Source organism: Rhizobium sp. PRIMUS64, from assembly GCF_023006465.1.
GTDB classification, from domain to species: domain Bacteria; phylum Pseudomonadota; class Alphaproteobacteria; order Rhizobiales; family Rhizobiaceae; genus Rhizobium; species Rhizobium leguminosarum.
Genome location: NZ_JALBGX010000152.1, coordinates 1 through 14,976 on the forward strand (window position 1 = coordinate 1; position 14,976 = coordinate 14,976).

The following is a 14,976-nucleotide window of genomic DNA, read 5'->3' on the forward strand; positions in this document are numbered from 1 at the left end:
CGCCGGTCCGCCGCGCCCGGCGCGCGCCATCTTGTTGCCCTCGAGCGCGGTGACGATCGAGGCGCTTTCACCCGGCGTGTTGAGCAGGATCGAGGTCGTCGAACCGCCATACATGCCGCCGTAATAGATGCCGGCGAACATGATCAGCGAGCCGCCGGGATCGAGTTTGTAGGTGACGGGCAACAGCAGCGCCACGGTGAGTGCCGGGCCGATGCCGGGAAGCACGCCGACGGCGGTGCCGAGCGTCACGCCGACCAGCGCATAAACCAGGTTCATCGGCTGCATCGCAACCAGGATACCCTGCCATAGGAATTCGAATGTGCTCATCTTGGTGTCCCAAGCGGCGTTCCCGACCGTCCGATTTCGGGGTCAGGCGCCGCGCAAAATCAAAAGAGCTGACAGCGCGTCCGCGCGGTCAGAAGAACAGATGTTCGAGCGGGCCGGCCGGCAGCGTCAGTTGCAGCAGCTGCGAGAAGATCGCCCAGACGACGAAGCTGAGGACAATGCCAAGCGGCAGCGAGATCCAGAGCTTGCGTTTGCCGAAGCCGCGTGCCGTCAGCGCGAAGAGGATGCCGGTCGCGATCGAGAAGCCGGCGACGCGCAGGAGCAGCATCTGGCCGGCAAGACCGGCGACGATCCAGATGACGGGCGCGACTTCCTGCCGGTCCCGTTCGGGAAAATCGCCGCGCCAGGCTTCGAAGGCAGTCCAGATCCCGAGACAGAAGAGGCCGAACGCCACCACTTGAGGCACTGTCGCCGGACCGATGCGGTCGTACTGCGCGATCGTTTTCAGATGCAAGGCATCCCAGGCCATCACGCCGGCGACGACGAAGAGGAAAACGGCAATGATGAACGCCGCCCAATCAGGGCGACGCTCGGTTGCCGAGGAGGTGTTATCCTCGCTCATTGAACAAGTCCGATATCTTTAAGAATGCCTTCAGTGGCGGAGACATCCTTCTCGAGTTGCGCCTTGAAGGCATCGCCGGAGAGATAGGTGTCGGCCCAGCCCTTGGTCTTCAGGGTTTCCTGCCAGGTTGCGGAGCTGTGCAGCTTCTCGAAATCGGCAGTGACGCTTGCCACCTGCTCGGCCGACAGGCCGGGGGCTGCGGCGACCATGCGCCAGTTCTGGATGGTGACGTCGGTGCCGGCTTCCTTCAGCGTCGGGGCATCGACGCCGTCGATACGCTTATCGCTGGATACGGCGAGAAGACGGAGCGTGCCCGACTTCACCTGCGATTCGAACTCGCTATAGCTCGACACGCCGGCCGTGACCTGGCCACCGAGAATGGCGGCGAGGGCTTCACCGCCGCCGGAGAAGGCGACATAGTTGATCTTGGTCGGATCGACGCCGGAAGCCTTGGCGATCAAGCCGACGGTGATGTGGTCGGTGCCGCCGGCAGAACCGCCGCCCCAGGAAACCGCACCCGGATCCTTCTTCAGCGCCGCGACCAGATCGGCCATCGTCTTGATCTCGGACGCGGCAGGAACAACGACGGCCTCATACTCGCCGGTCAGACGGGCAATCGGCGTGACATCCTTGAGCGTCACCGGCGACTTGTTGGTAAGGATCGCGCCGACCATGACATAGCCGCCGACGATCAGCGAATTCGGGTTGCCGGCAGCCTGGCTACTGAACTGCGCAAGGCCGATGGTGCCGCCGGCGCCGGGGACGTTCTGGACCTGCACGTTGCCGGAGATCTTCTCCTGCTGCAGCGCGGTTTGCAGCGAACGAGCCGTCTGGTCCCAGCCGCCGCCCGGAGCGGCCGGCGCGATGATGGTGTAATCGGCCGCATAGGCCGGCAGCGCGATAGTCGCGGCAAGAAGAGTTGCGATGAACGTATGCTTCACGATGTGTCCTCCGTGGCGGCTGAGCAGACCGCCTGTTGTTCTCTGGGAATCGGGAGGAATGGGCCGGCCAGCGGACGCAAGGGTCCTGAATGACGAGCGGAATACCTCCCAAGGCTTCAGCTCTCCGCCTCCACGGAGAAGAAGTAGCCAAAGCGACCACAACAAGCTGTCATTTAGCTGACATCGGCGAGATATCCAGAAGGACAGGACACTTTTTTGCCGTAATTGGCGGACGGCCGTCCCATTCCGGTTCTTCGCTGCCGCATGGCCAGCACCACTGGCCGCCGCGAAGCATGGCCGCGAGCCTTTCTGATAAGAGCTACGGGCGCAGCGACCCAAAGCTCTCTAAGGAGGGCCAGCCCGCCGAAAGCTGACGCCTTCACTGCATCCGCAGAACCTCGTTCCAGTGCGCGATCAGCCGTGCCCGCTTCACCTGATCGAGATAGACCATCAGCCCGGGACTGACCGGCACCGGCCGAAGTTGGGCGCCGAGCAGTTCCTGCAGCGTATTGGCGGTATTCTCCCCCGCGACCTCGGGGCTCACGGCCGGAATCTGCAGCTCGCGCGCCAGGATCGTCTGCCCTTCCCTCGACATGAAGAAGGTGAGATAGCGTCGCCCGAGCTCCGGCTCGGCGGCCGCCTGCGGCACCAGCCCGATCCGCGACATCACCACGGTATAATCCTTCGGCAGCACGATGCCGACGTCGGGATTCCGCGAGGCCCAGTCGGCCGCATAGGAACCGAGAATATTGTAGCCGAGCACGAAGCGCCCGTCGGCAACACGTTCGAGAATCGCCGAACTCGTTGAATAAAGCTTGACGCCGGCAGCCCCCATCGCCCCGATCACCGACCAGATGTCGCCGAACTGTTCCTGGTCGCGCGCCATGAAAAGAAAGCCGACGCCGGAGCGCTCGATATCGTAGGTGCCGATCCGCCCATAGACCTCGTTGCCCTTGCGTTTCAGATAATCGACGAATTCAGCCCGCGAGCTCGGCACCGGCTCATGCGCAAAGCTCGGCTTGTGATAAACGAACACCGCCGGCTCGAAGGTGAGCGCATAGGCGGTGTTGCGCCAGTTCGCCCATTTCGGCCATGCAGCGCTCATCGGCAGGTTGCTGACCTGCGCATATCCGTCGTTGGAAAGCTTCACCTGCAGGTCCATCGCCGAGGAAAAGGCAAAATCCGCCGTCCTCTTGCCGGCATCCGTCTCCTTGACGATCCGGTCGTAGATGTCGCCAGTCAGCATGTCTTCGTATTTGACTGCGACATCGGGATTGGCCTCCAGGAAACCCCGGATCATCGGCTGCGCCAACGGCTCGTCGAGCGAGGAATAAACCGTCAGTACCGGCGCATCGGCATTGCCGGATTTTGCCGGATAGAACACCTGATCGGCCAGGGCAAAGCCCGGCCAGAGCGCCAGCAGCAAGATGAAAACTCTCCTCATGCAGCAACAATGCCCGAGCGCGCCGAGAGGAGCAAGGGCGCCGGCCAGACGGTGACCCACTCCATCCGCGCATTCTGCGCGTGCAGCAGAAAGGCCTTGGCGGCACGGCTCTGGCAGAGCGGATGTTCCATCGCTTCGGCCGTCACCTCCTGGCCACGCCTGACCGGAGGGCATAGCAGGAAGATCGCATCCTCCGACAAACGATCGAGCAGATATCCTGATCGACAAACTCACTGCACTGGCCGACAAGGCGTCCATCGCCATCCGGAAGCTCAAGGAGCGGGATTGGGCTGACGGAGGGAGCCATTCTCTGGGCGAACGCGGGCGGGCTGAGTGGCATTTGGGGTCGGGGAGCACCCTACCTAGTAGGCGACCCAATTTCGCGGCCTAGGCATCCCCTACGCATCTAAGCCACATTTGAGCTGGTTTGCTCCTATTCAGTTCTGATGCCTGTGTTTAGCGTCACATAATGACGCGCAACAGCAACATCCATCTCCGCAACTAATAGTTGATAAAGCAATCGAGCACTCTTAGCGCCACCGTCTGCAGCTTTCAACGCAAGATCAATTATTTCCTGAGGTGAGTTGGCCATTCGAAAAGTTGGAGCCACAAGTAGATCATACCCGTCCTTGTTCCATTCAGTGTCACCTTGATCGTCAGATTTTGCTATTTCATCTTCCACTTCACTATTAATTCGCCGCTGTGCATCGGACAGCATTCGTAGGACTTCCTCAAGGTCTCCTTGCTCGATTGGTCTCTTTTGATCCCTCATCCGAGACTTTGCGCGTGTCGCGATCTTCTCTAACTCATGAATGGCCGCCATAGCAGCACCCACTGCGGCGTTGAACTTTTTCGACGGAATCCGCAGGATTTCGGTTGATGGGTCCGGCTCTGCTTTGCGTCGTAGGAAACCAAGCATTGTGTGTTCTCTCGTTCAAGGGGAACCGCCCCGGGTTTGCCGAAGACCGTTTGGTTTAAGTTATGCGGCCATGGCTGGCGCGTCCAGCATGGCGTACTATCGTTCTTCAGCTTCGGCTGTGGAATGTTGCCGACGGGCGCCAGAAGACGGCGGTACCGCAGCGCCAATGAGGACTTTGCCAGTCGCGACACCCTTGAAACCGAGGTCCGGACCTGGCTGCGACGCCGCACCGAAAGCGGCCATCGCATCCGATGGATGTTCTCAACACAGCACGCAAGAGCCAAGATGGCAAAATCATATCCAACGCCATCGCTCAACGAGGCAGGAAAAGTGTGTAGCGGTTTTCCCGGGCAAAGCGCGAAGCGCTTTTGCCGGGAATTGCGTAAAAACAAAAGGCTAGAGCGGTTCTGCGCTTCCCTTAAAGCTGAACCGCTCTAGGCGGCGACCCACTCCATCAGCGCATTCTGCGCATGCAGCAGAAAGGCCTTGGCGGCGCGGCTCAGGCAGCGCGGATGCTCCATCGCCGCGGCCGTCACCTCCTGACCGCGCGTCACCGGTGGGCACGGCAGGAAGATCGCATCCTCCCGCAAACGATCGAGCACATCGGTCCCGATCCGATAGCTGACGAGTGCGTCCGAGGGGCCATCGCCCGGCCATGAATCGGTGATGACGACATCGGCATCCGATAGCTCGCCCATATCGCTACTCACGCGGAAGCGCCCGTTGAACAGCGCGGCGTCACTGATGTGCCAGCGTTCGGGATAGACCTGCACCACCTCGATCGGCAATACGATCGACGCTTCGGCCCAGGAGCGGAGGATATTTGCATCCGCCGCCACGCCAACGACCTTTAACCCGTCGATCGAGCCGCGCCGGCTCTTGATATAGGCAAGGTCGCCGAGCGTCTCGCAGGGATGGTTGGAGCGTGTGCGCGCATTGATGACAGGCACCGGCGAGGCCGCCGCCACCGCCTTCAATGTCGCAAGCTCCCTAGAGCATGATGCCGAAAAGTGTCGGCGGTTTTCGGACGACATCATGCTCTAACTATTTAATTTAGAACAGGATTCAGATTTTAGGCCGATCGGGCCTAAAATCATCCTGTTCTAGGGCGGATCACCAGCATGTCGAACCAGTTGCCGAGATAACCCGAGAGATCGCCGGTTTCCTCCCTGGTATTGAAGGCGATCGGCACTTGCACGCAGATACCACCCATCGCCTGGATGCCGAGATCGAAGGCGGTCGTATTGCGCCAGCCGCCGTCGTCGACAATCAGCGCGACACGTTTTTCCGCAAGGCTCTGTGGCATGGCACGCTCATCCCAGGCTTCGGCGAGCTCGCCGGCGCGAGCGACAATCGATCGAAGCCCGGCCTCCGGAATATCATGAAACTCCAGAAAATTCCGGGCCGAACCTATCATCTAAAATCTCCGTCAGGCATGAAACGTCGCCACAATACCCTTCGCTGGCCTCACGGCAATCGCCGAAGCAACCGCGAATCACTTTGCATACCGCGTTGGATACCTCGCGATTCGTCGTCCAAGCCATGCCCCTGGGTCCGGCTCAAGCCTTAAATCGATCCGCGATCGGTTTTATGATGCCGATTCAGAAAGTATCGACCAAAGCAGAACACTCCGCTTTTCTCCGATACGAATCGCCTTTTCATCACAAAGGATTAGGGATTGGCTCCATCCTTCACCCATATAGAGTATTGATGAAGATCGACGACGTTATATGGTCGCGCTGCCGCGTCTAAAACGTCGAAACCGCCCGAATTTCTTATTCGGGGGACGACTCTACGCGACAAAAACTCTATAAAAAGCTAGATTAAACTGGGAAGATCCATGGGAGGGGTCATGGAACGACGACTGAGCGCTATTCTCGCTGCGGATGTCGTCGGCTACAGCCGACTGATGGGCATCGATGAATCCGGCACGTTGCAGGCGCTGAACCGCCATCGCTGCGAGCTGGTCGATATTCGCATTTCAGACTACAAGGGCCGGATCGTCAAACTCACCGGCGACGGCATTCTTGCCGAATTCCAGAGCGTGGTGAACGCGGTCGCCTGCGCCGCCGAAATCCAGCGCAGCATGGCGGCCCGCAACGAGAACGTGCCCAAGGACGAGCGCGTCGAATTCCGCATCGGCATCAATCTCGGCGACGTCGTGGTCGAGAACGGCGACATATTCGGAGATGGCGTCAATCTCGCCGCCAGGCTTGAGCGTATCGCAGCACCGGGCGGCATCGCCGTGTCGGCTTCGGTGCGCGATCAGGTCGGCTCGCGTCTCAATCTCGGCTTCGAATTCATCGGCGAGCATATGCTGAAGAACATCAGGCAGCCCGTTCAGGTCTATACCGTCAGCTTGGCGCCGCCCTCCTCCGCGAGATTGGTGGCGCAGAACCGCAATACCTGCTTCATTGCCGTACTGCCCTTCACCAATATGAGCGGTGATGCCGATCAGGATTATTTCTCCGACGGCATTACCGAAGACATCATCACCGATCTCTCCAAGATCTCCAGCCTGCACGTCGTGCCGCGCAATACCATCTTCACCTACAAGGGCATATCGGTGAAGGTGAAGCGGCTCGCCCAGGAGCTTGGCGTGCGCTACGTGCTCGAGGGAAGCGTCCGCATCTCCGGCAATCGCGTGCGCATTTCCGGCCAGCTGATCGACACCGCCAATGGCGACCATCTCTGGGCCGAGCGTTACGACCGCGACATGACCGACATCTTCGCCATCCAGGACGAGATCACCCATGCGATCGTCGGCCAGTTGAAGGTGCGTCTGTTGCCGGAAGAGAAGAAGGCGATCGCGACGGAGCCAACCGCCAATGTCGAGGCCTACACCTATTATCTCAGGGGCCGCCAGCTCTCCCACACCTGGACCAAATCCTATCTCCAGCTCGCAAGGCGCATGTTCTGCAAGGCAGTCGAGCTCGACCCGGATTATGCTCGCGCCTATGCCGGCATTGCCGATTGCGACGCGGCGATCCGCGATTGGGCTCCTGATGACGTGCCGCTGCGGCGCATCCTCGACATGAGCGCTCGTGCCCTGGCGCTTGATCCCGACCTCCCCGAGGCCCATGCCTCGCACGGCCTGGCCCTACATCAGAGCGGTTATGATGATAGGGCGGCGGCGGCCTTCGAACGTGCCCTGGCGCTCGACCCGAACCTCTTCGAGGCGAATTTCCACTATGCCCGGTTCTTCTTCATGCGGGGTAACTTTGCTGAATCCGTTCAATATTTCACCCGCGCTGCCGAAATCCGTCCGGATGACTATGTCTCACCGATCCATCTGATGTCCGCCTACCGCTCGCTCGGCCGTATGGTGGACACGGAAAACTGGGCGAGCCTCGGCCTGCTGCGCGCCGAACGCGCCCTGAACCTCAATCCGGAAAATTCAGGCCCGGCCCATCGCGGCGCGCTGGCGCTTGCCCATCTCGGCGATGCGGCGAGGGCACGCGACTGGGCTGCCCGCGCGATCGCCATCGATCCCGATGACATCGTCGCGCAGTACAATCTCGCCTGCGTCTACTCCGTCCTCGGCGATGTCGACCAGGCGATCGACCTTCTTGAGAGGCTGCTGCCGAACAGCTCCGTCTACCATATCAAATGGTTCAACAATGATTCCGACCTCGACAACATCCGCGACGATCCCCGCTTCCGGAAACTCCTCGCCGCCGCGATGACACAGCGCGAGCAGATCGAAAGAACCGGGAGCTGAGATCGAGCCTTTCCCGGCCGTTCACCGAATCTTCAAAATCGCTGTGACATCGCTCCGCCACCTCTGTAATCTCCTTTGAAAAACAGGGGAAACGTCCGTGCGCATCCTGCTCACCGAAGACAATATCGCGCTGGCAGACGGCCTGTCGGCGATCTTGCGCGGCACGGGCCATGCCGTCGATGTCGTCCATGATGGGGCGTCTGCCAATGCGGTCATCGCCGCGGAAAATTTCGATCTGGTGATCCTCGACCTCAACCTGCCAGAGATGGACGGGCTCGACGTGCTGCGCGCCATGCGCGCCCGGCAGAACCAGGCGGCCGTCCTCATCCTGACCGCGCGCGGCACGCCGGAAGAGCGGGTGAAGGGGCTCGATCTCGGCGCTGACGATTATCTGATCAAGCCTTTCGATATTGCCGAATTCGAGGCCCGCGTGCGCGTGCTGCTGCGCCGCCAGGCCGGGCTGCGCTCGGCGACAGTCGGCTTCGGCGGCATCTCCTTCGATCTCAATTCCCGCACCTTTTCATCAGGCGCCACGCCGCTCGATATTCCCGCCCGCGAGCTCGGCCTGCTCGAAATCCTCTTCATGCGGGCCGGCAAGGTCGTCGCCAAGGAGGCGATCATTCAATCGCTGACCGCCTTCGACGACGACATTTCCGCAAACGCCATCGAGCAATATGTCAGCCGCCTGCGAAAGCGCCTCTCGCCGCACGGCCTGACCGTGAAGACCGCACGCGGCATCGGCTATTATCTCGACAAGCTGCCCGAGGCCTCATGAAAGCCGCCTATTCCCTCAGGCGCCGGCTGCTCTTCTGGCTGCTCGTCTCGACAGCCGTCATCGGCACGCTGGCGCTCGCCGATACCTATCGCGAGGCGGTCCAGACCTCGAACATCGTCTCCGACCGCGTGCTCGCCGGCTCAGCGCTGGCGATCGCCGAGCGCGTCGTCGTCGCCGAAGACGGCACGCTGCAGGTCGATATCCCCTATGTCGCGCTTGAAATGCTGACCTCGGCCGCGCAGGATCGCGTCTTCTACCGCGTCGACGGCCCGCCGGGCAAATTCATCACCGGCTACCAGTCCCTGCCGGTTCTGAAGAAGACGCCCGGCGATGGCGCAGCCTTTGCCGACGACACCTTCCGCGGCGAGCCGATCCGCGTCGCCACCCTCGAACGCTCCGCCTCGACAGGCATCCGCTCCGTGCCCTTCGTGGTGACGGTCGCCGAAACCACCATTGCCCGCCGGCAGCTGGCGCAGGCGATCCTCGTCCGCTCCGCACTCCGCCTCGCCTTCATGATCGCGGGCGCGGCCGTCATCGTCTGGATCTCGGTCACGGTGGCACTTCGTCCGCTCTACAAGCTCGGCGACGCCATCGGCGAACGCAGCCCTGATGACCTTCATCCGATTAAGCAGACCGTGCCGAGCGAGGTCGAGCCGCTGGTCGATACGGTGAATTCCTTCATGGTCCGCCTGCAATCGGCGCTCGATGCGCTCCGCCATTTCACCGGGAATGCCAGCCATCAGTTGCGCACGCCGCTGGCGATCATCCGCACCCAGCTTGCCCTTTCCGCCCGCGCCGGCTCGCTTGATGAGGCGCAGGCAGCGGCACTGAAGGGCGACCAGGCGGTGGCACATGCCGAACGCATCCTCGCCCAGCTTCTCCTGATGGCCAAGATCGACGCCGCCACCGCCAAGGAGGCACTGACCGCCTCCGCCATCGATCTTGCCGCCATCGCTCAGGAAATCACCGGCGAGCAGATCCCCACGGCCGCCGTCGCCGGCATCGATCTCGGCTTCGAGGGCGAAAGCCCGGCGATGGTCCGCGCCGAGCCGCTGCTGATCGGCGAAATGCTGCGCAACCTTGCCGGCAATGCCATCGCCTATGCCGGCAAGGGAGCTGAGGTCACCGTCCGTATTATCGCCGCGTCAGAGACGATCCGCCTCGAAGTCGAGGACAATGGCCCCGGTATTCCCCGCGAGAAGCTGGAGGCGGTGCGCCGGCGTTTTTCGCGCGGCAATGAGTCCGGTGCGCCCGGTGCCGGCCTCGGCCTGCCGATCGTCGAAGAAATCGCCAATCTTTTCAACGCCGACCTGACGCTGGAGCCGGGCGCAGATGGAAAAGGCCTGAAGGCGGCCGTCACCTTTGCCAAGGCGGCGTAAAAGCCGTCGACCTTTCCGCCTTGCTTTCTTTCGCTGCATTGCACACACTGATTTTCGGGAACAGCAAGCCGCACGACGATGCGCGCCGGATAAAAAGAGAAATATGTCGATCAAAGCCAGCATCTATCATCTGACGCATTACACCTATGACAAGCCGGTCCGCCTCGGCCCACAGATCGTCCGGCTGAAACCTGCCTCGCATTCGAAGACACGGGTGCTCAGCCATTCACTGAAGGTCACGCCCTCCAACCATTTCGTCAACCTGCAGCAGGACCCTTACGGCAATTACCTTGCCCGCTATGTCTTTCCGGATCCGGTGACGGAGTTCAAGATCGAGGTCGATCTCGTCGCCGACATGACGGTCTACAATCCCTTCGACTTCTTCGTCGAGGAAGAGGCGACCAAGTGGCCCTTCGGATACCCTGAAACGATCCAGGAGGATCTGTCGATCTACATGACGCCGGAGCCCGCCGGTCCGCGCCTGAAGGCGCTGCTGCCGACGCTCGACTGGTCGCCCGACCAGCCGACGGTCGATATGATCGTCGGCCTGAATGCCCGCCTGCAGCGGCAGATCGGCTATGTCATCCGCATGGAAACCGGCGTGCAGACGCCGGAGGAAACGCTGGAAAGCGCCAAGGGCTCCTGCCGCGACACCAGCTGGCTGCTCGTCCAGATCCTTCGCCATCTCGGCCTCGCCGCCCGCTTCGTCTCCGGTTATCTCATTCAGCTGACGCCGGACCTGAAGGCGCTCGACGGCCCCTCCGGCACCGAAGTCGATTTCACCGATCTGCATGCCTGGGCGGAGGTCTATCTGCCCGGCGCCGGCTGGGTTGGCCTCGATCCGACGTCCGGCCTGCTGACCGGCGAAAGCCACATCCCGCTTGCCGCAACGCCGCATTATCGCAACGCCGCTCCGATTTCCGGCGGTTATTTCGGCGAGGCCGAAACCGAGTTCGCCTTCGACATGAAGGTCTCGCGCGTCGCCGAACACCCGCGCATCACCAAGCCCTTCTCCGATGAAAGCTGGGAGGAGCTCAACGAACTCGGCGAGAAGGTCGACCGCGTCCTCGAAGCCGAGGACGTGCATCTGACGATGGGCGGCGAACCGACCTTCGTTTCGATCGACGATTTCCAGTCGGAGGAATGGAACACGGCAGCAGTCGGCCCGACCAAGCGCGAAAAGGCCGACATCCTGATCCGCAAGCTGCAGGAACGCTTCGCCCCCGGCGGTTTCCTGCATTACGGCCAGGGCAAATGGTATCCGGGCGAAAGCCTGCCGCGTTGGACCTTCTCGCTCTACTGGCGCCGCGACGGCAAGCCGGTCTGGCAGAACCTCGATCTGGTCGCCGCCGAAGGCAAGGATACCGGCGTCACCGCCGAGGATGCCGAGAAGCTCCTGACGGCGATCGCAAAAGAACTGGCGATCAAACCTGAGATGGTGCAGCCGGCCTATGAGGATCCGGCCGACTGGATCATCAAGGAAGGCAACCTTCCCGAAAATGTCGATCCGGCAAATTCGAAGCTGAAGGATCCCGAGGAACGCAACCGCATCGCCCGCGTCTTCGCCCGCGGCCTCACCGTCGCGACCGGTTACGTCCTTCCGGTCCAGGCATGGAACGCCAAGGCAGCGGAAAGCCGAGTCTGGATCAGCGAGAAATGGCGCACCCGCCGCGGCAAGATCTTCCTCGTCCCGGGCGACAGCCCGATCGGTTACCGCCTGCCACTCGGCACGCTGCCCTATGTTCCCCCGGCGCGTTATCCCTATATCCACCCCGCCGATCCGACGATCCCGCGCGGACCGCTGCCAGATGTCTTCGTACCGGCCGGCCGGGCCATGCCGGAAGCCTCTTTCCATGCCGATGAGAGCAATCGCGGCCGCATCGAACAGACGCTCGGTGAACTCCGCGGTACCGTGCGCACCGCCATGTCGGTCGAGCCGCGCGACGGCAGGCTCTGCGTCTTCATGCCGCCGGTCGAGCGCATCGAGGATTATCTCGAGCTGATCGCGGCTGCCGAAAACGCCGCCGCCGAGCTCAAGCTTCCGGTCCATATCGAAGGTTACCCGCCGCCGCAGGACGAGCGCATCAACGTCATTCGTGTCGCCCCGGATCCAGGCGTCATCGAGGTCAATATTCATCCGGCCTCGAACTGGAAGGATTGCGTCGACATCACCACGGCGATCTACGAGGAGGCGCGCGAGACGCGGCTCGGCGCCGACAAGTTCATGATCGATGGTCGCCACACCGGCACCGGCGGCGGCAACCATGTCGTCGTTGGCAGCGCCAATCCGAACAACAGCCCCTTCCTGCGACGTCCCGATCTCTTGAAGAGCGTCGTCCTCCACTGGCAGCGCCATCCCTCGCTCTCCTACCTCTTCTCCGGCATGTTCATCGGCCCGACCAGCCAGGCGCCGCGCATCGACGAGGCTCGTCACGACAGCCTCTACGAGCTGGAAATCGCCATGGCGCAGATCGCCGCTCCCGGCCGCGGCCAGCAGCCGCTGCCCTGGCTCGTCGACCGCCTGTTCCGCAATCTGTTGACCGACGTCACCGGCAACACCCACCGTGCCGAGATCTGCATCGACAAGCTGTTCTCACCCGACGGCCCGACCGGACGGCTCGGCCTCATCGAGTTCCGCGGCTTCGAGATGCCGCCGAACGCACGCATGTCGCTTGCCCAGCAATTGCTGGTGCGCGCGCTGATCGCCCGCTTCTGGGTCAACCCGGTCGACGGCAAATTCGTCCGCTGGGGCACGACCCTGCATGACCGTTTCATGCTGCCGCATTTCGTCTGGGCCGATTTCCTCGACGTGCTTGCCGACCTTCGTGAAAATGGCTTCGACGTCAGCCCGGAATGGTTCAAGGCCCAGCTCGAATTCCGCTTCCCCTTCTGCGGCGAAGTCGAATATGAGGGCTCGAAGCTGGAACTGCGCCAGGCGCTGGAGCCTTGGCATGTCATGGGCGAGGAAGGCGCGCCGGGCGGTACCGTCCGCTACGTCGACAGCTCCGTCGAGCGCCTTCAGGTGCGGCTCGAAACCAGCAATACTGCGCGTTATACCGTCACCTGCAATGGCCGCACGCTGCCGCTGACGCCGACCGGCACCGCCGGCGTGTCGGTCGCCGGCGTCCGCTACAAGGCATGGCAACCGTCCTCCGGCCTGCATCCGGTCCTGCCGATCAACACACCTTTGACTTTTGACATTTATGATACATGGTCGAAGCGTTCGATCGGCGGCTGCATCTATCATGTTGCCCATCCGGGCGGCCGGACCTATGACACCTTCCCGGTCAACGGCAACGAGGCGGAAGCAAGGCGGCTCGCCCGCTTCGAGCCGTGGGGACATACGGCGGGCGGTTATATCCCGCGCGCCGAGACAGGTTCGCTTGAATTCCCGCTGACGCTGGATTTGAGGCGGCCCGCCGGAATTTAAGGCCGAGGATTGGGGCCTGGGGTAAGGCTGAATTTTGATGGGTAAGAGGCCGGCAGCGGAGCGCAGGGGAGAGGCAGAGGAACGTATCGTCAAGGATGCGGCCTTCGACTATGCGCCGCTTCCTGGTTCCGCTGACGAGATGGTCGACAACAAAGGCGCTGTCCGCCCGGTCTGGCAGCGTTTCCTCTCGCATCTGAGCACGATGCCGGAAAAGGATCTCGCCGAGCGTTTCGCCCGCGCCGACCGCTACCTCAGGGATGCGGGAGTCTTCTACCGCGCCTATGGCAGCAAAGGCACCGGCGAACGCGCCTGGCCGATCTCGCATATCCCGGTGCTGATCGACGAGCGCGAATGGAAGACACTGTCGGCGGGCCTCGTCCAGCGCGCCGACCTGCTGGAGGCGATCGTTGCCGATATCTACGGCGACAACCGACTGGTGGAGGAAGGCGTCCTGCCGCCGGCGCTGATGGCCGCCAATCCCGAATTCCAGCGCCCGCTCGCCGGCATCCGGCCAGGCTCCGGCCATTATCTGCATTTCTGCGCCTTCGAGATCGGCCGCGGACCTGACGGCAACTGGTGGGTGCTGGCCGACAGGACGCAGGCGCCCTCAGGCGCCGGTTTCGCGCTGGAAAGCCGCGTCGCGACAACCCGGGCCTTCTCGGATATCTACGCCGAAACCCCGGTCCACCGTCTCGCCTCCTTCTTCGGTGCCTTCCGCGACGCGCTTCAGGGCATGAAACATTCGGGCGACGACCGCATTGCCGTGCTGACGCCCGGCCCCGCCAACGAGACCTACTACGAGCACGCCTACATCGCCCGCTATCTCGGCTTCATGCTGCTCGAGGGCGAGGACCTGACCGTCGTCAAGGGCCGCGTCATGGTGCGCACCGTCGCCGGTCTGAAGCCGATCGGCGTGCTCTGGCGCCGTCTCGATTCGGCCTTTGCCGACCCGCTGGAGCTAAACCAGAATTCGCATATTGGCACGCCCGGCCTGGTGGAAGCGCTGCGCGCCGAAAGCGTCACCATCGTCAATGCGCTCGGCACCGGCGTTCTCGAAACCCGGGCGCTTCTGGCCTTCATGCCGACCATCTGCCACCGTCTGCTGGGGGAGGATCTGCAACTGCCCTCGATCGCCACCTGGTGGTGCGGCCAGAAGGAAGAGCGTGAGCACGTCGCAAAGAATATCGAGAAGATGGTCATCGGCCCGGCCTATTCCCGGGCACCCTTCTTCGACGACAACGGCGAATCCGTGCTCGGCTCCTCGCTGCGTGCCACCGCCAAGGATTCAATCACCGACTGGCTGAGTTCGGACGGCCCCAAACTGGTCGGCCAGGAGGTCGTCACGCTGTCGACGACGCCGGCCTGGGTGGACGGCAAGCTCGTGCCGCGGCCGATGTCGCTTCGCGTCTTCGCTGCCCGCACCGCAAATGGCTGGCAGATCATGCCCGGCGGTTTTGCCC

10 protein-coding genes and 3 pseudogenes are annotated in these 14,976 nt (G+C 62.3%); 5 read left to right on the forward strand and 8 right to left on the reverse strand.

The features are described from left to right. The 8 genes and pseudogenes from MOV76_RS33795 to MOV76_RS33830 form a co-directional block, all read right to left on the reverse strand. A partial coding sequence (locus MOV76_RS33795) for a tripartite tricarboxylate transporter permease (protein ID WP_247266157.1) occupies nucleotides 1–327 on the reverse strand: 327 nt, incomplete at its 3' end. 88 nt (nucleotides 328–415) lie between these two features. Further along, nucleotides 416–907, reverse strand: a complete 492-nt coding sequence (locus tag MOV76_RS33800) for a tripartite tricarboxylate transporter TctB family protein (protein WP_018072799.1) — start codon at nucleotides 905–907, stop codon at nucleotides 416–418. Next, entirely contained in the window at nucleotides 904–1,848 is a 945-nt protein-coding gene (locus tag MOV76_RS33805) for a tripartite tricarboxylate transporter substrate binding protein (RefSeq protein WP_018243556.1), read from the reverse strand. Before MOV76_RS33805 ends, MOV76_RS33800 begins: the two co-directional genes overlap by 4 nt. 379 nt (nucleotides 1,849–2,227) lie before the next feature. Next, nucleotides 2,228–3,274 carry an ABC transporter substrate-binding protein gene (locus tag MOV76_RS33810; protein WP_047622423.1) on the reverse strand — a complete coding sequence of 349 codons (1,047 nt, stop codon included), beginning with the start codon at nucleotides 3,272–3,274 and terminating at the stop codon, nucleotides 2,228–2,230. A 14-nt stretch (nucleotides 3,275–3,288) separates the two neighbouring features. Further along, nucleotides 3,289–3,513, reverse strand: a pseudogene (locus tag MOV76_RS33815) (hypothetical protein); the annotation flags it as partial. 212 nt (nucleotides 3,514–3,725) lie between these two features. Further along, on the reverse strand, nucleotides 3,726–4,211 hold the full coding sequence (locus MOV76_RS33820; RefSeq protein WP_028733977.1) for a hypothetical protein: 486 nt from the start codon (nucleotides 4,209–4,211) through the stop codon (nucleotides 3,726–3,728). Between the two features lie 434 nt (nucleotides 4,212–4,645). After that, nucleotides 4,646–5,203: pseudogene (locus tag MOV76_RS33825) on the reverse strand (ornithine carbamoyltransferase); the annotation flags it as partial. Nucleotides 5,204–5,316: 113 nt separating this feature from the next. Next, nucleotides 5,317–5,628 (reverse strand): annotated as a pseudogene (locus MOV76_RS33830) (ornithine carbamoyltransferase); the annotation flags it as partial. A 435-nt stretch (nucleotides 5,629–6,063) separates the two neighbouring features. Here MOV76_RS33830 and MOV76_RS33835 point away from each other — a divergent pair. From MOV76_RS33835 to MOV76_RS33855, 5 genes are all read left to right on the forward strand, one after another. Further along, the gene (locus MOV76_RS33835; protein ID WP_222284664.1) at nucleotides 6,064–7,932 is read left to right on the forward strand and encodes an adenylate/guanylate cyclase domain-containing protein; all 1,869 of its coding nucleotides are present in this window, start codon (nucleotides 6,064–6,066) and stop codon (nucleotides 7,930–7,932) included. 97 nt (nucleotides 7,933–8,029) lie between these two features. Then, entirely contained in the window at nucleotides 8,030–8,707 is a 678-nt protein-coding gene (locus MOV76_RS33840; RefSeq protein WP_003542898.1) for a response regulator transcription factor, read from the forward strand. Further along, nucleotides 8,704–10,086 (forward strand): sensor histidine kinase, encoded by a 1,383-nt coding sequence (locus tag MOV76_RS33845; protein ID WP_065278067.1) that lies wholly within the window; start codon nucleotides 8,704–8,706, stop codon nucleotides 10,084–10,086. Before MOV76_RS33840 ends, MOV76_RS33845 begins: the two co-directional genes overlap by 4 nt. Before the next feature lie 103 nt (nucleotides 10,087–10,189). Next, nucleotides 10,190–13,516: a DUF2126 domain-containing protein gene (locus MOV76_RS33850; protein ID WP_247266158.1), complete on the forward strand. Its 3,327-nt coding sequence runs from the start codon at nucleotides 10,190–10,192 to the stop codon at nucleotides 13,514–13,516. A 37-nt stretch (nucleotides 13,517–13,553) separates the two neighbouring features. Continuing rightward, nucleotides 13,554–14,976, forward strand: a 1,423-nt coding sequence (locus tag MOV76_RS33855; RefSeq protein WP_247266159.1) for a circularly permuted type 2 ATP-grasp protein, incomplete at its 3' end; no start/stop codon positions are given.